This window comes from Bradyrhizobium sp. 215_C5_N1_1 (assembly GCF_052075935.1).
GTDB classification, from domain to species: domain Bacteria; phylum Pseudomonadota; class Alphaproteobacteria; order Rhizobiales; family Xanthobacteraceae; genus Bradyrhizobium; species Bradyrhizobium barranii.
In genome coordinates this window covers 3,859,641-3,881,257 of the sequence record NZ_CP197228.1, presented here as the reverse complement: position 1 = coordinate 3,881,257, position 21,617 = coordinate 3,859,641, and the positions used below count along the sequence as shown (strand labels likewise).

Below are 21,617 nucleotides of genomic sequence, written 5' to 3'. Positions count from 1 at the left end.
CGACGAAAAAAACAGCTTCTCGCTTAAAGAAGTGTTGACGGCACAACGCGCCTGCGCTTGGCGAGCGCGATGCGGGCGCACTGCATGACGCGTGCTTGCGATCGCGGGGAGTGCCCGCATCGTCGATGTTTGCGCGAGATGCGATTGCAGAAAAACACTACACGGCAAGTATTTTTCTGCACGCGCGCATTGCGCATGCGCGATGCGATGATGTGCATCGTCGATCCCGCGATCGCCGCGCAAGGGCGCTTCGCGGACTCTGAGTCGCGAGTTTTGGCAACGAAAATATTTTCATGCTTAACGGCGCAAGCGCTCGTCAGCGCGTGTGGAAGCCGCCGTTTTGCGCGAATCGCGTGGCGGCGATTCGGCCGCCGCATCGCCGTCGGTCGGGATGGAGTTTGCCGCCGAGGGTGCGCGCGAGCGTCGCAGCGCGAACCGGAAGCGAGGTGACGAAGCGTATCCGTCACCTCGTTCGAACGTGTGACGTCAGATGCCGAGCTTCGACTTCAAGAGGTCGTTGACGCTCTGCGGGTTGACCTTGCCGCCGGACGCCTTCATCACCTGGCCGACGAACCAGCCGAGCGACTGCGGCTTGTCCTTGACCTGCGCGGCCTTGTCGGGATTGGCCGCGATGATGTCGTCGACCACCTTCTCGATCGCCGAGAGATCGGTGACCTGCTTCATGCCGCGGCTTTCGACCAGCGCGCGCGGATCGCCGCCCTCCTGCCAGACGATCTCGAACAGATCCTTGGCGATCTTGCCGGAGATCGTGCCCTCGCCGATCAGGTCGATGATCGCAGCCAACTGCTCGGCGTTGACCGGAGCGCCCGTAATATCCCGCCCTTCCTTGTTGAGACGGCCGAACAGCTCGTTGATCACCCAGTTCGCCGCCACCTTGCCGTCGCGGGCACGGTTGCCGAGCGTATCCAGCACCGTCTCGTAGAACACCGCGCTCTCGCGCTCGGCGACCAGCACGCTCGCATCGTAAGCCGACAGGCCGAAATCAGCGACGAAGCGCGCCTTCTTCTGGTCCGGCAGCTCCGGCAGCTCTGTCTTCAGCTCGTCGACGAAGCTTTGCGAGAATTCCAGCGGCAGCAGGTCGGGATCGGGGAAGTAGCGGTAGTCATGCGCCTCTTCCTTGGACCGCATCGATCGCGTCTCGCCCTTGTTGGGATCATAGAGCCGCGTTTCCTGGTCGATCTCCCCGCCGTCCTCGAGGATCTCGATCTGGCGCCGCGCCTCGTACTCGATCGCCTGGCCGATGAAGGTGATCGAGTTCATGTTCTTGATCTCGCAGCGGGTGCCGAGCGGCGCGCCCGGCTTGCGCACGGAGACGTTGACGTCGGCGCGCAAGGATCCCTTCTCCATGTCGCCGTCGCAGGTGCCGAGATAGCGCAGGATCGAGCGCAGCTTGGTCACATAGGCCTTGGCCTGCTCGGCGTCGCGGATGTCGGGCTTGGAGACGATCTCCATCAGCGCCACGCCGCAACGGTTGAGATCGACATAGGACATGGACGGCGACTGATCGTGCAGCAACTTGCCCGCGTCCTGCTCAAGATGAAGGCGCTCGATGCCGATGGTCGCGGTCTTGCCGCCATCCAGTTCGACCACGACCTCACCTTCGCCGACGATCGGCGACTTGTACTGGCTGATCTGGTAGCCCTGCGGCGAGTCCGGATAGAAATAGTTCTTGCGGTCGAACACCGAACGCAGATTGATCTGCGCGTTCAGCCCGAGCCCGGTCCGGACAGCCTGTCTGACGCATTCCTCGTTGATGACGGGCAGCATGCCTGGCATCGCGGCATCGACCAGCGACACGTGGCTGTTCGGCTCGCCGCCGAACGTGGTCGAGGCGCCCGAGAACAGTTTTGAGTTCGAGGTCACCTGGGCGTGGATCTCCATGCCGATGACCATCTCCCAGTCACCGGTGGCGCCCTTGAGAAGCTTGTGCGTGGCCGTGCTCATGTCCTGCTCCCGAGCAGCGTGGCAGCGATCCGCTCCCACTCCGCCTCCAATGAATCCTTTGCCGCGGGTTGGCCGGCCTGGCGATACCAGTAGCCGGCATTGCCGAGATCGCCTTCGACCCGGTGCAGATAGGCGTGCACCCAGGCGGCGTCGCGGCTGTTCTCGTCCTGAACGATCTTGTGCGCCTGATCCCAGTCGCCCTTCGCGGCCCACCAGAGGCCGGCGAGCGGCGCGTTCAGATCCGGCGCGGGCGCCGCGCCGTCGAGGCTCGCGATGAACGCGGCGACATTCACCACCACCTCGCGGGCGTGAAGCGGCCGGCGGCCTGCTCGATCACCTCGCCGAGCGAGAACAGCGTCTCCTCATCGAACGGACGGCCGATCAGCTGCAGGCCGAGCGGCAGGCCTTGCGCGTCCTTGCCGGCGGGCACGGCGATGCCCGGCAGGCCCGCCATGTTCACGGTCACCGTGAAGATGTCGTTGAGATACATCTCGACGGGATCCGCCCCGCCCTTCTCGCCGATGCCGAAGGCCGCCGACGGCGTCGCCGGCGTCAGGATCGCGTCGACGCCCTTGGCGAAGCAGTCCTCGAAATCCTTCTTGATCAGCGTCCGCACCTTCTGCGCGCGCAGATAATAGGCGTCGTAATAGCCGGCCGAGAGCACATAGGTGCCGATCATGACGCGGCGCTTCACCTCCGCGCCAAAACCCTCGGCGCGGCTGTTCTCGTAGAGCTCGATGATGTTCTTGCCCTGCTCGCGCAGTCCGTAGCGCACGCCGTCATAGCGCGCGAGGTTGGAGGACGCCTCCGCCGGCGCCACGATGTAATAGGCCGGCAGCGCGTATTTGGTGTGCGGCAGTGACACCTCGACGAGCTCGGCACCGGCCGCCTTCAGCCAGGCCGCGCCCTCGCTCCAGAGTTTCTCGATCTCGGCCGGCATGCCGTCGAGGCGATATTCCTTGGGGATGCCGATCCTGATGCCCTTCACGGACTTGCCGATCGCGGCCTCATAGTCCGGCACGGCAATGTCGACCGACGTCGTGTCCTTCGGATCGTGCCCGGCCATCGAGCGCAGCAGCATCGCGCTATCGCGCACGCTGCGCGCGATCGGACCGGCCTGGTCGAGCGAGGAGGCGAAGGCGACGATGCCCCAGCGCGAGCAGCGGCCGTAGGTCGGCTTGATGCCGACGGTCGCGGTGAACGCCGCCGGCTGGCGGATCGAGCCGCCGGTGTCGGTCGCGGTCGCACCCATGCACAGCAGCGCCGCCACGGCCGAAGCTGAGCCGCCGGACGAGCCGCCCGGCACCAGCGTCGTGTTGCTTCCCTCACGCCGCCAGGGATTGCCGACGGGGCCGAAGCACGAGGTCTCGTTGGCCGAGCCCATCGCGAACTCGTCATTGTTGAGCTTGCCGAGCATCACCGCACCATCGCGCCAGAGCTGGGAGGTGATCGTGGACTCATAGGTCGGCACGAAATTGCCGAGAATCTTCGAGCACGCCGTGGTGCGCACGCCCTTGGTCGCGAACAGGTCCTTGATGCCGAGCGGAATGCCGGCGAGCGGGCCGCCCTCACCCTTGGCGATCTTTTCGTCCACGGCCTTCGCCATGTCGCGCGCGCGATCGGGCGTCTCCATCACGAAGGCATTGAGCACGCGTGCTGCTTCGATCGCGTTCAGATGCGCGTCGGTCAGCTCGAGGGACGTGAAAGTCTTGGCCGCGAGACCCTTGCGGGCCTCGGCGAGCGTCAGCGATGTCAAATCGGTCATTTATTGATCGGGCTGCAGAAGAACGGAGACAGGGTTTTGTCGTTGGCCGGGTCGTCTTTTTTCTTGGCGGCGGCGTTCGCGGCGGCCTCGATCTCGTCGAGCACGGCATTGACGGCGACGTTGGGATCGGCAGCCTTGCCCTGCCGCTCCATCTTGTCGAGATAGTTCATGTAGGCCTGATAGGCCTTCTCATCGTCGCAAAGCATGCACATCGGACTTGGTCCTAAGGCTCTTTAGTTTGACGCGTTTTCTTTACGCGAACCGGCTTCCACTTCGCTCGAAAACGCTACGTCACTCGACCACCTTGGGCACAAGAAAGAAGTGACCTTCGGTCGCGGGCGCGTTGGCAACGATATCGTCGGCGATCTCGCCGTCATTGACCACGTCCTGCCGCTTCTTCATCTGCATCGGGGTGACCGAGGTCATCGGCTCCACGCCCTCGACGTTGACCTCCGAGAGCTGCTCGACAAAGGCGAGCATGGCGTTGAGCTCGCCCTGCAGATGCGGAACCTCGCCCTCGGAAACCGCAATGCGCGCCAGATGCGCGATGCGGCGGACGGTAGTGGCGTCGACGGACATTATATAAGGCCTCTCACGGCAAAATCTAACTGCCGTATAGCAGAGGCCGGTTTTGCGCCGCAACCGGCGGCGCGACCTTAGCCAGCCAGTCCCTTCATGCGGGCCAGGGCCGATTTGGCAAAATCCCGGGTCAATTCGGCTGCGGGGACCTCGCGGCCCAGGGCCACGGCCTGGCCGGCCCAGAGATTGGTGAAATCCACCCTGCCCTGCTTTTCGGCAGCTGCCTTGAGCGGCCCCAGCGCGGTCGCGGCATGGGGAAAAGGCGGCGCCTCGGGCGAGATCGGGCCGGCTTCGCGCATCAGGCGATTCTGGACGCCGCGCGCCGGACGCCCGGTCATGACGTTGGTGATGACGGTGGAATCGTCCCGCGCTTCAGCCAGCGCCTTGCGCCCGCCCGCGCTGACCTTGGATTCCGGGCAGCGCAGATAGGCGCTGCCGATCTGCACGCCGGATGCGCCGAGCGCAAAGGCTGCGGCGATGCCGCGCCCGTCGGCAATGCCGCCGGCCGCGATGACAGGCACCTTCACGGCGTCGGCGACCTGCGGCACCAGCGCAAAGGTGCCGGGCTGCTCGGAGATCTTGTCGGTCAGGAACATGCCGCGATGGCCGCCGGCCTCGGCGCCTTGCGCAATGACGGCATCGACGCCGCGCTCTTCCAGCCAGACTGCTTCCTTCACCGTCGTGGCGGACGAGATGACGAGGCAGCCGGCAGCCTTGACGCGCTTGAGCAGCGCCTGATCCGGCAGGCCGAAATGAAAGCTGACGATCTCCGGCTTCAGCTCCTCGACGACCTCGCAGAACGCGGCGTCGAACGGCGCACGGTTCGCGGCGTTGATGGGCGCTGCGGGATCGAGGCCGTGCTCGGTGTAATAGCCCGTAAGCCGCTGCTTCCAGCGCGCTTCGGCTTCGGCCGTGAGGTCAACCGGCGTGTGGCAGAAGAAGTTCATGTTCACCGGCGCCTTCACGCGCTGGCGAATGATGTTGACCTGCTCGCGCGCCTTCTCCGGCGACAGCATCGCGCTCGGCAGCGAGCCGAGCCCGCCGCCCTCCGCCACGGCGATCACCAGTTCGGCATCCATCACACCAGCCATCGGCGCCAGCACGATCGGGAATTCGGTCTTGAAGAGATCGATCAGTCGACGGTCAGGCCACATAATTCTTGCCTCATGTTCGCTCTTCCCTCGCCCCTTGTGCGAGAGGGTGGATCGCCGCGCAGCGGCGAGACGGGTGAGGGGTTTGCATCCGCGGAGACAGACCCCTCATCCGGCGCGGATTGCCTCCGCGCCACCTTCTCCCACAAGGGGGGAAGGAAAAGAAGAAACCGAGTTGCGCCGGCCGGCGAGCAATTGCCCCGCTTCAATCGCAATCCGCTCCACGATCTCGGCCGCCGGTGCAATATCATGAATCAATCCGACCGCCTCGCCCGCGATCACGGCCGCGACATCGAAATTGCCGGCTGCTTTCGCGGCCGCATAGTCCGCCGCGACTGCGGCAACATTCTGCATCAGCTCGACCTCGCGGCCGATCCAGCGCCTGGCGTGGTCGTTGATGAGGCACCTTCCCGTGAACGGCGCCGGCCAGACATTGTTGCGCGAGAGATCGAAGATGATGCCGCGCACGGTCGTGCCGCTGTTCGCTGCGCAGATACGCCGCTTGGCCTCCTCCGCGCCATCAGCCTCCTGGCTCGCATAGAAGCGCGTGCCGAGCAGCACGCCGCTCGCGCCCAGCATCATCATGGCGGCGAGACCGCGCCCGTCGGCGATGCCGCCGGCCGCGACGACAGGCACGTGGCCCGCGGCAAGATCGACGATTGCAGGCACGAGATCGACGGTGGTGCGAGAGGCGCCGTGACCACCTGCCTCCGTGCCCTGCGCGATCAGGATGTCGGCGCCGGCATCGAGCGCCTGCCGCGCCATGGCTTCATCCTGCACCTGGCAGATCAGGCGTGCACCTGCGGACTTGATCTTCGGCGCGAACGGCGCGGGATCGCCAAACGACAACATGATCGCAGACGGTTTTGCGGCAAGAGCGACATCGAGAAGCTCGGGCCGCTTGGCGAGGCTCCAGGTGATGAAGCCGATCCCGAATGGCGCCGACAACCCCGCGAGCTTCGCAGTCTCCTGCTCCAGCCACACCTTCTCGCCATAGCCGCCGCCCAGAATGCCGAAACCGCCGGCACGGCTCACGGCCGTCACAAGCCGGCTGCCGGCAACGATGTCCATCGGCGCCAGCAGGATGGGATGCTCAATCTCCAGCAGCCTAGTCAGCGACGTCTCAATGGGCATAGCCCCTCCCTGATCTGGACAGGGAGACTAGGCGCGACTAGCATTCTCGAAAAATGAATTGTTGCGAACGCTGCCATCACAAAAGCGAAACGACGCCATGGAACTCAGCGATATCCAGACCTTTGCCGCCGTCGCCCGCACCGGCGGCATCACCCGCGCCGCGGAGGAGCTCAACACGGTGCAATCCAACGTCACCCAACGCGTGAAGGCGCTGGAAGCGGAGATCGGCACACCGCTGTTCGAACGCCACAGCCGTGGCATGACGCTGACCGGCGCCGGCAAACGCCTCCTGCCCTACGCACAGCGGATGGCCGCGCTATCACGGGAGGCCGTGCTCGCCGCGCGTGACGACGGCGAGCCGAAAGGACCGCTCGCGATCGGCTCGATGGAGACGACGGCAGCCGTGCGCTTGCCGTCCCTCCTCGCCGATTTCCACCGCAACTTCCCTGCCGTACGGCTGAGCCTGCGCACCGCGACCACCGCCGACCTCGTCGCGGGCGTGCTCGAAGGCACGCTCGACGGTGCCTTCGTCGCGGGCCCCATCGCACATGCCGACCTCACTGCGACGAGCGCGTTTCGTGAAGAGCTGGTGCTGGTCAGCGCGCGGCGCTGGGCCTCGCTTGCCGAGCTGCGCGCCGGCACGCCGGAGTCCGGTCCGACCGCGCTGGTGTTCCGCACCGGCTGCACCTACCGCCAGCGTCTCGAACAGATCTTTGTCGAGTTCGGCTGGCCGTCGGCGGCACGCTTCGAGCTCGGCACGCTCGACGGCATGATCGGCTGTGTCGCCGCCGGCATGGGCGTGACGCTGCTGCCGCGCGCCGTGGTCGAACGCAGTGCGATGGCCGGCAGCGTGTCGATCCACGCGCTGAGCCCGTCACATGCGCGCGTCGAGACGCTCTTCATCCAGCGCAGCGGCGGACATCAGTACAGCGCACTCAGCGGTTTCATGTCCTGCCTGAAGAAAGACAACGACGTCATCGCGGCCTGACACCGGCGCAGCGTTCCACGTGGCGAAATTCGTCACAAATCCATCGCGCTTGAATTGGTCTGCGCTGCGTTCAGCCGCCGCAGCGCAGCACCTCGAAATGCTTTGAAGCACGCATCCGTTCTACGTTAGGATGTGTCACTGGCCAGCGCAAAAACACAACGAAGCCAAAACATCGGGAGGACTATCGATGCGCAATACGCTCGTGTTGTGCTGTGTCGCCGCGTTGTCGGCGATATCAGGAACTGCAAGCGCACAAGACTGGACCAAATCGAAATGGGGACCGAACGACGAGATCGGTGCCGCCAATTACATGACGCCGGAGCTGGTGGTGAAGGCCGCCTCGCTGGTGAAGACCGGCAAGACCTACGCCCTCGGCATTCCCGTCACGCCACAGACACCCGCCTATCCGCCACGCACGTTCAAGCTCACCATCGTTCAGCCCGGACAGGCCGGCAGCCCGGGCCTCGGTCCGAACAAGGCGACCTATAACGACGACATTCTTGATACGTGGGTCGGCATCGGCAGCCAGCTCGACGGCCTCGGCCATCTCGGCGTCGAGCACGTCTATTACAACGGCAACAAGCTCGCCGATTTCGCCGATCCGAATGGCTTGAAGAAGCTCGGTATCGAGAAGGTCCCACCGATGGTCACGCGCGGCGTGCTGCTCGACATGGCCGCCTATTTCAAAACCGACATCGTGAAGGAAGGCACCGCCTTCAACGTCAAGGAGATCGAGGAAGCCGCCAAGCAGCAGAACGTCGAGATCCGCCAGGGCGATGTCGTCATCTTCCACACCGGCTGGCTCAGTCTGATCGGCAAGGACGACAAGCGTTATTCGGCCGGCGAGCCCGGTCTCGGCGTCGAAGGCGCGAAGTACCTGACCGGCAAGGGCGTGGTCGCCATCGGTGCCGACACCTGGGCGCTCGAGGTGCTGCCGTTCGAGTCCAAGAACGTGTTCGAGGTGCACCAGATCCTGCTCGCGATGAATGGGACCTACATTCTCGAGAACATGGACACCGCCGCGCTCGCTCGCGACAAGGGCTACGAATTCCTGTTCGTGCTCGGACAGCCGCGCTGGACCGGCGGCGTGCAGGCGATGATCAACCCGATCGCGATCCGCTGATCGGCGACGTACTCAGCGGGCGAGGATCGGCCTGCCGCCCGGCAGGCGCCCTCGCCCGACCTGTCCGTCATCGCGGCCTCAGATGCCATCGCCGCAATGCAACGAAGGCCCAGATGGCTTCGACGAGACCAAACGGCCAGGCGCCTTGCAGGAAGCCGTAAGCCGAGCCGAGCGCGCAGGACACCGCGAACAGCAGCACGAACCAATGGCTGCGATCCTCCAGGGCATAGCAGACCAGCATCGCCGTCACGGCAAACAGGCCGAATAGTGTCAGTGCATCCATGTTCCGGGTTCACTCCGCAGCGCGACGCGTGATAAGCGCTAGTCCCATGCCGGCTCTTATCCTGCCCCTGATCGATGCTGCAACCCACTGGCCCGAACGCGGCGGGTTGGTCGGCCTTGACCTCGGCACCAAGACCATTGGCGTTGCCGTGTCCAATCCGGACCGGCGGTTAGCGACCGGCGTCGAGACCATCCAGCGCAAGGCGTTCAAGCAGGATGCCGCCCGGCTGCTCGCGATCGCGGCCGAGCGCAAGGCGGTCGGCTTCGTGCTCGGCCTGCCCATCAACATGGACGGCAGCGAGGGCCCGCGGGCGCAATCGACCCGCGCCTTCGCCCGCAACCTTGCCGGGCTGACCACACTCCCCATCGGCCTCTGGGACGAGCGTCTGTCGACCGCCGCCGTCGAGCGCGAACTGATCGGCATGGATGTCAGCCGCGCCAAGCGCGCCGAAGTGATCGACGAGCACGCCGCGATCTTCATCCTGCAAGGCGCGCTCGACCGCCTCGCCAATCTTCGCGCGGCATCGGGCTGATCCATGGCCGTCGTGATCGCGGCGCTGCTGCCGGTCTTCATCCTCATCGTGCTCGGCGTGGTGCTCAGGCGCACCCTGATGCGGCTCGACACGCAATGGCATGGGCTGGAGCGGCTGACTTATTTCGTGCTGTTCCCGATGCTGCTGATCCAGACGCTGGTGAAGGCCGACCTCTCCAGGGTGCCGGTCGCCGGCGTCGGCGGCGCGCTGCTGCTGTCGGTGCTGGCGATGTCGCTGCTCTGCCTCGCGCTCCGCCCAGCGCTCGCGCGGTTCGACATCGACGGTCCCGCCTTCACCTCGATCTTCCAGGGCGCGACGCGCTGGCAGACCTATGTGGCGCTCTCAGTGTCCGCCAACATGTTCGGCGATGTCGGGCTGGCGCTGGCCTCCGTGGCGATGGTCGCGATCATTCCGCTGGTCAACGTGTTCAGCGTCGCCGTGCTCGCGCACTATGCTTCACCCGAGAAGCAGTCCGCCCGCGCCATCGTCATGACGGTGGTCCGCAATCCCCTGATCTGGGCCTGCGTGGTCGGCCTCGTCATCAACGTCATTCATCTGCCGCTGCCAAGAATCTGGCACGAGGTCGCGGATGCCCTCGGCCGTTCCTCGCTCGCCATCGGCCTGCTCGTCACCGGCGCTGGTCTGCAGCTCAAGGGCCTGCTCCGCCCGAGCGTGAGCGCAACCATCGGCGTGGCGTTCAAGCTGGCGCTGATGCCCGTGCTGGCGCTGGCGCTCGCCGCCTGGTTCGGGCTCTCGGGCGACAGCCTGGCGATCGTCGCAATCTGCGCGGCGGTGCCGACCTCGCCCAGCGCCTATGTGCTGGCCCGCCAGATGGGCGGCGATGCGCCGCTGCTGGCGCAGATCATCACGCTGCAGACGATCTTGGCGGCGGTCACGATGCCGATCGCGATCGCGCTGGTGGCTTAGGCCTCGTGCGAGGCCTCAGCTCCCCAGCCACATCGTCAGCACCACCGCAGTCAGATTGTTCAGCGCATGCAGCACGATGGTGAGCCAGAGCGAGTTGGCGCGATAACGCATGTAGCCGAACCACAGGCCGATGGAGAAGACCTCGGCGAGGAAGTACATGTCGTACTGCAGGTGCACGACCGTCCACACCAGTGACGACAGGATGATCGCGCCGGGCACGCGCAGGAAGCTCGCCGACCAGCCGCGAAACAGGAAGCCGCGCGCCAAAACCTCTTCCGACATCGGCGCAGCGACACTGAACGCGAACAGCAGCATCACAGCCGCGCCCTTGTCGCGGCCCGATTTCAACAGATCGGTCATGAAGCCTGGCGTCGCCTCGCGGCCCAGGCTCCGCGACATCGTCTCCCAGGCGACAACGATCAGGACAAGCCCGATGGCGCCGAACAGCATTTGCTTCCAGGACGGCCAACGCAGCGCGAGGTAGTCGACGAACGAGGCCTTCTTGATGCGGATGGCGAGCCACACCGCGGCCAGCGTCGCCGGCAGGCCCATGGTCACCGACAGCGCGAGCGCCGCGGGCTCGCGACCGACGCGCTGTAGCGACATCAGGTCGAGGGGGTCGCCACGGTCCCAGACCAGATAGAGGATGGCACCGACCTGGCCGAGAAACATCGCGACGAAGATGAGCAGGCCCCACACCGCCGTGCCCCAGAATTTCCAGACGCGCGGCGCGGCTAGCGTCACGGTCATCGGCGGGAGATCGGGATTGAGGGAGTCCATTCAAGCGCTTTCGTTGGGACGGCACCGTCATTCCGGGGCCGTTCGCACGACGATCTACTTCGTTCGCGGCGGAATCGGGAAATCATAGGCCGCCCCGCCCGCCCCCGGCAGGGAAAAATGCCACCACTCCTTCGCATAGTTCACAAAGCCTTGCTTCGCCATCGCGGCCAACAGCCGCTTGCGCCAGGCACGCTGGTCCGGATTGATCGACGTTACAGCAGTATGCCCCTTCGCGTCCGTGCAGTCGTAGCCCGTGCCCATGTCGACGCTGCCCTCCGGCAATCGTGCCTCGACCGGCGCCGTGCAATCGGCATAGGTTTTCGACGGGTCGTATCTGGCGGAATTGTCAGCCTTGAGATCGACCAGCGTGAGATCGAGCGCCGCGCCCGTGGAATGCTGCGAGCGGCTCGCGATGTAGCCGAGGCGGAACAGCTCGCTCTTCGGGATCTTCGGATTGTAGCGCCGCTCGGCCGCCGTCTCGTAGCCGTTCTGCGACCACTTCACCATGTCGAGCGAGGCCCGCGCCGGCCGGTAGCAGTCGAACATCTTCAGCGACAGGCTTTGCGCCGCCAATTCCTGCTGGACCGCCTTCAGCCGCAGCCCCACCTCGCGCCTCACCACGCATTCGCCGGCGCCGTAGCCGGCGAGCGGACGGCCGACGAAATTGTTGGACGTGGCGTAGCGGATGTCCTGGATGATGCCGGGATCGATGTCGCGCAGATAGACGAAGCCGCCGGGGAGCGACTGGGCGTGGGCTTCGGCCGTTATCATCGTCAGCGCAATCACAATTCGGATTAACTTCACGTGATCCATCCCCATCGTCATGGCCGGGCTTGTCCCGGCCATCCACGTCCTTTGCCTCAAATGCGGTAGAAGATCGTGGATGCCCGGGACAAGCCCGGGCATGACGGAGATACTGGCGACAGGCCACGCCAGAGCGACGAACTTGACAGATCAGGGGATAACCCCCCGCCCCGGCATTGGCCCTTGCCCCCCCAGCCATCCCCGCCTATAGCTCTCGTTTTAATGACATCGAAATCGACCTTCGTCCTCGGCCACCGGCATTTGCTGGGCATCGAGGGCCTTTCCGCGGCCGACATCACCGGCCTCCTCGACCTGTCCGAAGAATATGTCGAGCTCAACCGCCAGGTTGACAAGAAGCGCACCGTCCTGCGTGGACGGACGCAGGTAAATCTGTTCTTCGAGGCCTCGACCCGGACCCAGTCCTCGTTCGAGCTCGCCGGCAAACGGCTGGGCGCCGACGTCATGAACATGTCGGTCTCCTCCTCGTCCATCAAGAAGGGCGAGACGCTGGTCGACACCGCGATGACGCTGAACGCCATGCATCCGGATATCCTGGTGGTGCGCCATCACGCCTCCGGCGCGGTGGAACTGCTGGCGCGCAAGGTCGACGGTTCCGTGATCAATGCCGGCGACGGCGCGCACGAGCATCCGACGCAGGCGCTGCTCGACGCGCTGACCATTCGCCGCAACAAGGGCCGGATCGAGGGCCTCGTGGTCGCGATCTGCGGCGACGTGCTGCATTCGCGTGTCGCCCGTTCCAACATCATCCTGCTCAACACCATGGGCGCCCGCGTCCGCGTCGTCGGCCCTTCCACGCTGCTGCCGCCCGGCATCGAGCGCATGGGGGTCGAGGTTGCGCGCGACATGCGCGAAGGGCTCAACGGCGCCGATATCGTCATGATGCTGCGGCTCCAGCGCGAGCGCATGAACGGCTCCTTCGTGCCGTCGACCTCCGAATATTTCAACTATTTCGGGCTGGACCAGAAAAAGCTCGCTTACGCCAAGCCGGATGCTCTCGTCATGCATCCCGGCCCGATGAACCGCGGCGTCGAGATCGACACAGCGGTCGCCGACGGCGCGCAATCGCTGATCCGCGAACAGGTCGAGATGGGCGTGGCGGTACGGATGGCCGTGCTCGAAGCGCTCGCCCGCAATTTGCCGAACGCGTGATGCTCATGCTGACTGACCGCCGTCCCATCCTGCTCGCCAACGCCCGCGTCGTCGATCCCAGCAGGGATTTCGACGGCCCCGGCGATGTCCTGATTGCCGACGGCATCATCCGCGAGACCCGTCGCGGGATCGGAGCGGCCGGCGTCCCCGAGGGCACCGACGTCGTCAACTGCGCCGGCAAGATCGTGGCCCCCGGCCTGGTCGACATGCGCGCCTTCGTCGGCGAGCCCGGCTTCAGCCACCGCGAGACCTTTGCCTCCGCGAGCCAGGCGGCCGCGACCGGCGGCATCACCACCATCATCTGCCAGCCCGACACGTCTCCGGTGATCGATAACTCGGCGACCGTCGACTTCGTGATGCGCCGCGCCCGCGACACCGCGATCGTCAACATCCAGCCGATGGCGGCGCTCACCAAGGGCATGCACGGCGAGGAGATGACCGAGTTCGGCCTGCTCAAGGCCGCCGGCGCGATCGCCTTCAGCGACAGCGACAAGAGCGTGATCAACGCGCAGGTGATGCGCCGCGCGCTGACCTACGCGCGCGATTTCGACGCGCTGATCGTGCATTACACCGAGGATCCCGATCTGGTCGGCGAAGGCGTGATGAACGAGGGCGAGTTCGCCTCGCGGCTCGGCCTGATGGGCATCCCGAACGCGGCGGAGGCCGTGATGCTCGAGCGCGACATGCGTCTCGTCGCGCTCACCGGCGGGCGCTATCACGCGGCCTCGCTGACCTGTATCGACTCGCTCGACGTCCTGAAGCGCGCCCGCGACGCCGGCCTCGCCGTGACCGCCTCCGTCTCGATCAATCATCTTGCGCTGAACGAGAACGATATCGGCCCCTACCGGTCGTTCCTGAAGCTGTCGCCGCCGCTGCGGACCGAGGACGACCGCCGCGCGCTGGTCGCCGCGGTCGCCTCCGGCCTCGTCGACGTCATCATGTCCGACCACAATCCGCAGGACGTCGAGGTCAAGCGCCTGCCGTTCGCGGAAGCCGCACCCGGCGCCATTGGGCTCGAGACCATGCTGCCGGCGGGCCTTCGCCTCGTGCACAACGAGGAACTCGACCTGAAGACGCTGATCCGGGCCATGTCGACGCGGCCGGCCGAGATCCTGGGCCTGCCGGGTGGAACCCTGCGCACGGGCAGCCCGGCCGATGTCATCGTGATCGATCCCGATGTGCCCTGGATCGTCGATCCCGCCGACCTCAAATCGCCCTGCAAGAACACGCCGTTCGACGAGGCCCGCTTTACAGGCCGCGTGGTGCGCACCATTGTCGGCGGACGGACGGTGTACGAGCATGTCTGACGGGCAAATTCATGCGTGGCGTCGCGGTTCAGCATGGAGATGCGGCCATGGGGCTTGAAGCCTTCCTGCCGGTGGCCTTTGTCATCGGCTACCTGCTCGGCTCGATTCCGTTCGGGCTGGTCCTGACCAGGCTCGCCGGCACGCAGGATATTCGCTCGATCGGCTCCGGCAGCATCGGCGCCACCAACGTGCTGCGCACGGGACGCAAGAGCCTTGCCGCGGGCACCCTGCTGCTTGACGCGCTCAAGGGCACGGTCGCGGTGGTGATCGCCGGCTACATCGCGGGACCCAATGCCGCCATGGTGGCCGGGCTCGGCGCCTTCCTCGGCCATCTCTTCCCGGTCTGGCTGAAGTTCAAAGGCGGCAAGGGCGTCGCCGTCTATATCGGCATCCTGCTCGGCCTGTTCTGGCCCGGCGCGATCGTGTTCTGCCTGCTTTGGCTCGCCACCGCCTTCACCACCCGCTACTCCTCGCTGTCCGCGCTGGTGGCGGCGTTCATCACCCCGATTTTCCTGTGGTGGTTCGGGCACCTCGCGCTCGCATCGCTGTTCGCCGCGCTGACGCTGCTCTTGTTCTACGCGCATCGCGAGAACATCAAGCGACTGCAATCCGGCAAGGAAAGCCGGATCGGCGAGAAGGCCTAGAGCGTTTTCGAGCGAAGTGGCTACCGGTTCGCGTCAAGAAAACGCGTCAAAACAAAATCCAAGGCCGGAAAAAGTACGGATATCGCCGCACCGCCTCCGCATTATGTGCCAATTCCTGTTCGCAACTCGGAAGCTGCTCGCGGCCGGAGTGGCGAACGAGTTCCACGCCTGTCATCCTGACAGCGGAAATGGCGTTACGCGGTAGCTCAGAATGAGCGAGAAGGTTGTCGGCACGCATGACGGGTCCGGTTCGCACGGTGCTTCCAGCACCGCAGCAAGCCGGCTGCTCTCGATGACCAATATCTGGTCCGATGCGCCATCGCCGCTGCCCGCGCCCGAGCCTGCTCCCGTACCCCCGCCAGTGACCCGGCCTGCGCCCGTCGCGCAAGCCGCCGCGCCAGTCGAGATCGTGACCATTGCAGCGCCGGTCGCGGCCGTGCAGCCGCGCTCCAGCCAATGGCCGCCGCAAAGAGTGTCGCTGGCCCTTCAGGGCGGCGGCACTTTTGCGGCCTTCACCTGGGGCGTGCTGGAGCGGTTGCTGGAACACCCGACCATCCAGATCGACACCATCAGCGGCGCCAGTGCCGGCGCCATCAATGCGCTGCTGCTCGCCTCCGGCCTCGCCGAAGGCGGACGCGAAGGCGCCCATTCGCGGTTGAACCGGTTCTGGGCCCGCCTGATGCACGAGGCCTCGTTCCGCTCCTTGATGCTGGTCGGCGGATTCTCGCCGGCGGGAAGCTCGGTCGCATTCGGTCCGACGTTGCGCTCCGGCCAGTTCGATCCGTTCGATCTCGATCCGCTGCGGCTGGCGCTATCGCGCGACATCGATTTTGCCGCCTTGCGCGACGCGGCCTGCCCAAAACTGCTGATCGCCGCGACGCGAATCCGCGATGGGCAGCAGCAGATCTTCCGCAACGATTGCATTACCGCCGACGTCGCGCTGGCCTCGACCTGCCCGCCTTTGGTTCACTGCGCCGTCGAGATCGACGGCGAGGCCTATTGGGATGGCGGCATTGGCGGCAATCCGCCGCTGGTGGGCCTGGCGCAGGAATCGACAGCCTCCGATCTGCTGCTCGTCCAGGTCACGCCCACGCGCGACAGCTACGTGCCGATCACGCTCGCCGCGATCGACCGCAGGCTCGACCAGATCGCAGCCAACGCCGCCCTCAACGCCGAGATCGCGGCACTCGAATGGGCGCGAGCCACGGCTGCACCTTCGCTGCGGCTCTCCAGGATCGCGGCCGAAGACTCCGTTGAGGGCCTGGCGCAGCGCTCATCCACCGATCTCGGCCGCGGCTTCATTCGCACGCTGCACCGGAGTGGCCGCGAGGCCGCCGAGCGTTGGCTCGGACAAGGCGCTGCAGGCGCCGAGGCCGAACGCGCGCTGCCCGCCGCTGAGCCTGCGCTAGCCTGATTTCGCCAGCGCGTCCTCCAGGAACCATGCCGCCGCAAGCGCGCCCGGATCGTTGCCGAAGCGCGCGATCACCTGCACGCCGATCGGCAGGCCGCCCACTTTCATCACCGGCACGTTGACGCACGGGTTGCCCATCAGCGTCCAGAGCCGGTTGTAACGGGGCGAGCCGGTCGAGGCGAGCTCCTTGGCCGGCGCGGTGCCCGGCGCCGAATAGGTCAGCAGCACGTCAAACCCCTCGAACAGTTCGCCGAGCTCGCGGCGGCCACGGCGGGCGATCCGACGCGCGTCGTCATACTGCTTCGGCGTCAAGCCGACGGTGTCATCGAGGCTGGCACGCAGCATCGGCGCGATCTCGTCGTGATGCTCCGAAAACTCCCAGGCCAGCGCGCGATGCGCCTCGAAATCCTGGATGATCGGGTGGATGCGCCAGGCTTCCTGCACCGACTCCGGCAGATCGATGGTCTTGACACTGGCGCCGGCCTTCTCGGCCGCCTTGATCGCAGCCTGCAAGCCCTCTTCCGCCGCCGGCTCCACGGCCTCGGCAAACTCCTGCCTCACCACGCCGATGCGCGGCGCCTTGGCCGCGGCGATGCCATCGAATTCAGTGCGGCCGGTGATCGCCAGCAGCCCGCGCGCGAGATCTTCCGCGCGCGATCCGAACAGGCCGACAGTATCGAGCGCCCACGAGTAGCACTTCACGCCGATGGTCGGCAGCATCCGGAACGACGGCTTGATCGCGGCAGCCCCGCAATAGGCGGCGGGCCGGATCACCGATCCGCCGGTCTGGGTGCCCAGCGCTAGCGGAATCATGCCGGCGCCGACGGCCGCAGCCGAGCCCGAGGACGAGCCGCCCGGCGTATGGCCGAGATTGTGCGGATTGAGCGTCGGGGTCGGATCGCGCGAGGCGAACGCCGTGGTGGTGGTCTTGCCGATGATGGTGGCGCCTGCCCGCTTCAGCATCATCACGACCGGCGCGTCCGAGCGCGGCTGCCAGCCGCGATAGATCTCCGAGCCCATCTCGGTCGGCATGTTGGCGGTGTCGATGATGTCCTTGATGCCGACGGCGATGCCGCGCAGCGGGCCGGAGGCTTGCGCCTTCGCGGATTTGTCGTGACGGACGAAGGCGTGGACGTCCTTCTCCCTGGCCTCGATCGCCGCGTGCGACTGGGCGATTGCGTCATCGGGCGAAAGCTCGCCCGCTTCGATGCGGCGCTGGAGGTCGGCGAGTGAGATCATGGCAATACCCTTCTTATTGCCATCGCTTTTAGCATCGGGACGAGGTCGCGCAAGCGCACGTGGACGCGGTCGATCCATGCGTGCAGTCGACCGGGACCAGCGGCTCGACCAGAGCATCCGCGTCCGCGGGCGCCGCGCGGATGAGATCAAAAATGGAAACAGTATCTTTCAATTATTTCTATTTTTATCGCGATTCAATCGAGCCAGTGTGAGGTCACAACGCAGGGCCCTGCGGCGCGCACTCTCTTACGAACCACAAACGCCTGGTGCGTCACCGCCGTCGGACCTCAACCAAGCACAGGAGCGATGACCATGGATACGACCCGTTATGCTTCCCTCGTTGGCCGCCTGCTGATCGGCCTCCCGTTTGCAATGAGTGGCTTCAGCAAGCTCACCGCTTATGGTGCGACGACCGCTTACATCGCCGCTGCGGGATTGCCGGTGCCCCCGTTGGCATATGCGATCGCAGTTCCCGTCGAGCTCGGTGGCGGTCTCCTGCTGATCGCGGGCTATCAAGCCCGCTCGGTCGCGCTGGCGCTCGCCATATTCTCGCTAGCCGCGGCAGTCTCGTTCCACAACAACTTTGCAGACCAGAATCAGATGATCCACTTCCTCAAGAACGTGATGATGGCAGGCGGCCTGCTCCAGATCTTTGCCTTCGGTGCCGGTGCGCTTAGCCTTGACGCTCGCGTCTCCCGTGGCGGCGTCGCTGTCGCTCAGGCGGCGCACGCGCGTTGAATCGACGACCTTGCGGAAGACCCGTCGACCACGTCGGGTCTTCCGGCAGCGCCTTTGAAGCCCGATCAAGCGCACGTAACTGTTGCCCACGCCCTCAGGTTGTTCCATGCTGCTCCCACAAGGAGACGCCGTGGACGCCATCAATCCGAGCGTGGAGCTGACTGAAGCCGAGCGGATCGACCGCCTGCGGCTGATCCGCTTCGACAATGTCGGGCCGCGTGGCACTAACGCGGAAACGCCGCAACCTTTGCGTTAGTTCTAAATTGCCCCGACAATCAAGGCGATGAGATTCGAATTGCCGGACTGTTGGACGCTCACGCCGTCTCGGCTTAGGCTGTGCGCCTTCTGACCCAACCTGTTCATTGACGCGGCTGGACCAATGTCGAAAAATGCTTACTCTCTGCCAGAGGATAAGCGATTTAGCGGTGCTATGAAACGACGCGGATTTATCACTTTGGCTGGCGGGGCGTTGGCGTGGGCAACGGCCGCACGCGCTCAGCAAGTGAAGCGCGTCTCGCGGATCGGCCTTTTCCTCCCCCCACCGCGAAATTCGGAGGTCGACGCGTTCCTCGTTGCGCTTCGCGGTCTCGGTTGGGTTGAGGGCGAGAACGTCCACGTTGAATATCGCGACGCCGACGGCGACGATAACCGGCTTCCAGCGCTGGCTGCTGAACTGGTCGCCCTCGGCGTCGACGTTCTCGTGACAGCCACATTTCCCGGGGTTCTTGCCGCGCACCGTGCGACGACCACAATTCCAACCGTGATGATCGTGGGTCCCGATCTGGTGACCTTGGGCCTTGCAGCCAGCATGGCTCATCCCGGTGGCAACATTACGGGACAGACCTTTTTCCTTACAGAACTAGCTGCGAAGCGGTTAGAGGTTCTTGCGAGCATAGCTCCCTCGATGACCCGCGCAGGGGTGCTCATGCAGCGAGGCAACCCCCTGAACAACGGCACCATGAGTGCCATGACGAACGCCGCGCGGGCAATGAAGGTTGAGCTGCGACCGATCGAGCTTGACGTCCCCGGCGACCTCGACAACGCGCTATCAATCGTCGGCTCCTCCGCCATGGACGGTCTCGTCATCACGGACGCCAATGCGTTTGTCACCAATTCGGCGTTGGTCTCGGCGATTGTCGACAAGTGCCGCGTGCCATCGATTGCCGCACCCATCGTCGCGTCCCGGGGGGGCGCACTGGTAGGGTACGGGGTAGACTTCACCTCCATGTTTCGCCGCGCCACTGTTTTCGTTGACAAGATATTGAAGGGCGCGAACCCGGCCGACATCCCCATCGAGCAGCCGACGCTGTTTAAGACGGTCATCAACTTGAAGACCGCCAAGGCGCTCGGCCTCGAGATACCGCAGTCGTTGCAGGTGCGCGCGGACGAGGTCATCGAATAGCAAAAGCCTTGAGGAATGAGGCAGCGCGTTGCTCCATTCCTCCTCCGCCCATGATTGGGGCGATAGAAACGACCACACGTCGCTGTTGCCCACGCCCTCAGGTTGTTCCATGCTACTCCCACAAGGAGACGCCGTGGACGCCATCAATCCGAGCGTGGAGCTGACCGAGGCTGAACGGATCGACCGCCTGCGGTTGATCCGCTCCGACAATGTCGGGCCGCGCACCTTCAAATCGCTGGTCGATCATTTCGGCAGCCCGCGCGCCGCACTGGAGCGCCTGCCGGATCTGGCGCGCCGCGGCGGCGCTCAGCGATCGGGGCGCATCTGTAGCGTAGACGAGGCGAAGGCCGAGCTCGCCGCGAGCCGCAAGTTCGGCATAGCTTGGCTCGCGCCCGGTGAGGACGGCTATCCATCGCGGCTCGCCACGCTCGACGATGCGCCGCCGCTGCTCGCCGTGCGCGGCGACACCACGACGCTGATGCGTCCGATGATCGCGATCGTCGGCTCGCGCAATGCCTCTGGCGCGGAACTGAAATTCGCCGGTCAGTTGGCCCGTGAGCTTGGCGAAGCCGGCTTCATCGTCATCTCGGGGCTCGCCCGCGGCGTCGATCAGGCCGCACACCGCGCCAGTGTCGAGAGCGGCACCATCGCGGTGCTCGCCGGCGGACATGATTGCATCTATCCGCCCGAGCATGGCGACCTGCTCGCCTCGATCCTCGATCACGCGGGCGCTGCGATTTCCGAGATGCCGCTCGGCCACGAGCCGCGCGCCCGCGACTTCCCCCGCCGCAACCGGCTGATCTCGGGCGCAGCCCTCGGCGTGGTCGTGGTCGAGGCGGCGCACCGCTCGGGCTCGCTGATCACCGCGCGCATGGCGGCCGAACAGGGCCGCGAGGTATTCGCGGTGCCCGGCTCGCCGCTCGACCCGCGCGCTGCCGGCACCAACGATTTGATCAAGCAGGGCGCAACGCTCGTCACCGAAGCGTCCGACATCATCAACGCAGTCGCACCGATCATGGAGCGGCCGCTGATGCATCGGGCGAGCGAGCCCGATAGCGAACCGTTCGAGAGCGATCCGCAATCACACGACCGCGACCAGATCACCGGCCTGCTCGGCCCTGCCCCGATCTCGATCGACGATCTGGTGCGGATGTCCGGCGCATCGCCAGCCATCGTGCGCACAGTGCTGCTGGAGCTCGAGCTTGCGGGCCGCCTCGAACGCCACGGCGGCGGTCTCGTTTCTCTTCTCTAGGTGTCGTTGCGCTCATCGAACCGCGTGCGTGCCGCCGCGATCTGCGCCTGGTGCTCCTTCGCCCATAGCCCAAGCGCCATCACGGGTTGCTGGAGCCCGCGGCCAAGATCGGTCAGCTCATAGTCCACGCGCGGCGGAATGGTCGGGAAGATCGTGCGCGTGACGAGGCCGTCGCGCTCCAGCCCGCGCAGGGTCAAGGTCAGCATCCGCTGCGAGATGCCGTTGATCATCCGCTTCAGCTCGTTGAAGCGCTTGGGCCCGTCGCTCAGCATCATGATGACGAACACGCTCCATTTGTCGCCGACGCGCGCCAGGATCGAGGCGACCCCGCGGCAGTCCGCGTGGTCGCGATCCGGCATCTGGGGAGCAGGAAAATCGGTGTGTGCAGGTCTCAAAGATGTGCCCATGGCTCAAAAAAGTGCG

Annotated in this window: 23 protein-coding genes and 1 pseudogene; 12 read left to right on the top strand and 12 right to left on the bottom strand. The window is 65.5% G+C overall.

The genetic code is table 11. The features are described 5' to 3' along the window. Positions 1-486: 486 nt before the first annotated feature. The 7 genes from gatB to AB7G19_RS18645 form a co-directional block, all read right to left on the bottom strand. Entirely contained in the window at positions 487-1,965 is a 1,479-nt protein-coding gene (gene gatB, locus AB7G19_RS18675) for an Asp-tRNA(Asn)/Glu-tRNA(Gln) amidotransferase subunit GatB (RefSeq protein ID WP_354114361.1), read from the bottom strand. Beyond that, a complete protein-coding gene (locus AB7G19_RS18670; RefSeq protein WP_094183808.1) occupies positions 1,962-2,264 on the bottom strand; it encodes a hypothetical protein in 303 nt (100 codons plus the stop codon). Before AB7G19_RS18670 ends, gatB begins: the two co-directional genes overlap by 4 nt. Beyond that, positions 2,255-3,730: an Asp-tRNA(Asn)/Glu-tRNA(Gln) amidotransferase subunit GatA gene (gene gatA / locus AB7G19_RS18665; RefSeq protein WP_247310028.1), complete on the bottom strand. Its 1,476-nt coding sequence runs from the start codon at positions 3,728-3,730 to the stop codon at positions 2,255-2,257. Before gatA ends, AB7G19_RS18670 begins: the two co-directional genes overlap by 10 nt. Continuing rightward, positions 3,727-3,942, bottom strand: coding sequence for a hypothetical protein (locus tag AB7G19_RS18660; RefSeq protein WP_014494728.1), 216 nt, complete (start codon positions 3,940-3,942; stop codon positions 3,727-3,729). The genes gatA and AB7G19_RS18660 overlap by 4 nt, the downstream gene beginning before the upstream one ends. A gap of 79 nt (positions 3,943-4,021) precedes the next feature. After that, entirely contained in the window at positions 4,022-4,309 is a 288-nt protein-coding gene (gatC, locus tag AB7G19_RS18655; RefSeq protein ID WP_028150645.1) for an Asp-tRNA(Asn)/Glu-tRNA(Gln) amidotransferase subunit GatC, read from the bottom strand. A gap of 77 nt (positions 4,310-4,386) precedes the next feature. Then, entirely contained in the window at positions 4,387-5,463 is a 1,077-nt protein-coding gene (locus AB7G19_RS18650; RefSeq protein ID WP_354096591.1) for an NAD(P)H-dependent flavin oxidoreductase, read from the bottom strand. Positions 5,464-5,568: 105 nt separating this feature from the next. Further along, positions 5,569-6,594, bottom strand: a complete 1,026-nt coding sequence (locus AB7G19_RS18645) for an NAD(P)H-dependent flavin oxidoreductase (protein WP_354096590.1) — start codon at positions 6,592-6,594, stop codon at positions 5,569-5,571. A gap of 97 nt (positions 6,595-6,691) precedes the next feature. Here AB7G19_RS18645 and AB7G19_RS18640 point away from each other — a divergent pair, with 97 nt between their 5' ends. Together AB7G19_RS18640 and AB7G19_RS18635 are read left to right on the top strand one after the other, a co-directional pair. After that, positions 6,692-7,582, top strand: a complete 891-nt coding sequence (locus AB7G19_RS18640; protein WP_354096589.1) for a LysR family transcriptional regulator — start codon at positions 6,692-6,694, stop codon at positions 7,580-7,582. Between the two features lie 187 nt (positions 7,583-7,769). Beyond that, positions 7,770-8,705, top strand: a complete 936-nt coding sequence (locus AB7G19_RS18635) for a cyclase family protein (protein WP_071913117.1) — start codon at positions 7,770-7,772, stop codon at positions 8,703-8,705. A 67-nt stretch (positions 8,706-8,772) separates the two neighbouring features. Here the strand turns inward: AB7G19_RS18635 and AB7G19_RS18630 are convergent, their stop codons facing one another. Continuing rightward, positions 8,773-8,988 (bottom strand): hypothetical protein, encoded by a 216-nt coding sequence (locus AB7G19_RS18630; RefSeq protein ID WP_028155062.1) that lies wholly within the window; start codon positions 8,986-8,988, stop codon positions 8,773-8,775. Between the two features lie 46 nt (positions 8,989-9,034). On the opposite strand from AB7G19_RS18630, the gene ruvX reads away from it, so the two are divergent. Next, positions 9,035-9,520, top strand: a complete 486-nt coding sequence (gene ruvX, locus AB7G19_RS18625; protein ID WP_028150651.1) for a Holliday junction resolvase RuvX — start codon at positions 9,035-9,037, stop codon at positions 9,518-9,520. A 3-nt stretch (positions 9,521-9,523) separates the two neighbouring features. Beyond that, positions 9,524-10,447, top strand: a complete 924-nt coding sequence (locus AB7G19_RS18620; RefSeq protein WP_354096588.1) for an AEC family transporter — start codon at positions 9,524-9,526, stop codon at positions 10,445-10,447. A gap of 15 nt (positions 10,448-10,462) precedes the next feature. On the opposite strand, the gene AB7G19_RS18615 is transcribed toward AB7G19_RS18620, so the two are convergent. Both AB7G19_RS18615 and AB7G19_RS18610 read right to left on the bottom strand, forming a co-directional pair. Beyond that, complete coding sequence (locus AB7G19_RS18615; protein WP_354096587.1) at positions 10,463-11,227, bottom strand: CPBP family intramembrane glutamic endopeptidase; 765 nt, start codon at positions 11,225-11,227, stop codon at positions 10,463-10,465. 54 nt (positions 11,228-11,281) lie between these two features. Then, positions 11,282-12,040, bottom strand: coding sequence for a M15 family metallopeptidase (locus tag AB7G19_RS18610; RefSeq protein ID WP_354096604.1), 759 nt, complete (start codon positions 12,038-12,040; stop codon positions 11,282-11,284). 213 nt (positions 12,041-12,253) lie between these two features. On the opposite strand from AB7G19_RS18610, the gene AB7G19_RS18605 reads away from it, so the two are divergent. From AB7G19_RS18605 to AB7G19_RS18590, 4 genes are all read left to right on the top strand, one after another. After that, complete coding sequence (locus tag AB7G19_RS18605; protein ID WP_014494716.1) at positions 12,254-13,201, top strand: aspartate carbamoyltransferase catalytic subunit; 948 nt, start codon at positions 12,254-12,256, stop codon at positions 13,199-13,201. 5 nt (positions 13,202-13,206) lie between these two features. Continuing rightward, on the top strand, positions 13,207-14,508 hold the full coding sequence (locus tag AB7G19_RS18600) for a dihydroorotase (RefSeq protein ID WP_354096603.1): 1,302 nt from the start codon (positions 13,207-13,209) through the stop codon (positions 14,506-14,508). A 47-nt stretch (positions 14,509-14,555) separates the two neighbouring features. Continuing rightward, positions 14,556-15,152 (top strand): glycerol-3-phosphate 1-O-acyltransferase PlsY, encoded by a 597-nt coding sequence (gene plsY, locus AB7G19_RS18595; RefSeq protein WP_166342106.1) that lies wholly within the window; start codon positions 14,556-14,558, stop codon positions 15,150-15,152. Positions 15,153-15,363: 211 nt separating this feature from the next. Further along, positions 15,364-16,566 (top strand): patatin-like phospholipase family protein, encoded by a 1,203-nt coding sequence (locus AB7G19_RS18590; protein ID WP_354096586.1) that lies wholly within the window; start codon positions 15,364-15,366, stop codon positions 16,564-16,566. Here AB7G19_RS18590 and AB7G19_RS18585 read toward each other — a convergent pair. After that, positions 16,558-17,802, bottom strand: a complete 1,245-nt coding sequence (locus AB7G19_RS18585) for an amidase (protein ID WP_354079153.1) — start codon at positions 17,800-17,802, stop codon at positions 16,558-16,560. The genes AB7G19_RS18590 and AB7G19_RS18585 overlap by 9 nt on opposite strands. Positions 17,803-18,114: 312 nt before the next feature. On the opposite strand from AB7G19_RS18585, the gene AB7G19_RS18580 reads away from it, so the two are divergent. The 4 genes and pseudogenes from AB7G19_RS18580 to dprA all read left to right on the top strand — a co-directional run bounded on the left by AB7G19_RS18580 (position 18,115) and on the right by dprA (position 21,194). After that, a complete protein-coding gene (locus tag AB7G19_RS18580; RefSeq protein WP_441268010.1) occupies positions 18,115-18,540 on the top strand; it encodes a DoxX family protein in 426 nt (141 codons plus the stop codon). 106 nt (positions 18,541-18,646) lie between these two features. Continuing rightward, positions 18,647-18,760 (top strand): annotated as a pseudogene (locus AB7G19_RS18575) (DNA-processing protein DprA); the annotation flags it as partial. Positions 18,761-18,919: 159 nt separating this feature from the next. After that, a complete protein-coding gene (locus AB7G19_RS18570; protein ID WP_354102747.1) occupies positions 18,920-19,942 on the top strand; it encodes an ABC transporter substrate-binding protein in 1,023 nt (340 codons plus the stop codon). 109 nt (positions 19,943-20,051) lie between these two features. Next, a complete protein-coding gene (gene dprA / locus AB7G19_RS18565) occupies positions 20,052-21,194 on the top strand; it encodes a DNA-processing protein DprA (protein ID WP_441268009.1) in 1,143 nt (380 codons plus the stop codon). Here dprA and AB7G19_RS18560 read toward each other — a convergent pair. Then, positions 21,191-21,601 (bottom strand): winged helix-turn-helix transcriptional regulator, encoded by a 411-nt coding sequence (locus tag AB7G19_RS18560; RefSeq protein ID WP_028152772.1) that lies wholly within the window; start codon positions 21,599-21,601, stop codon positions 21,191-21,193. The two genes, dprA and AB7G19_RS18560, sit on opposite strands and share 4 nt — an antisense overlap. Positions 21,602-21,617 lie beyond the last annotated feature (16 nt).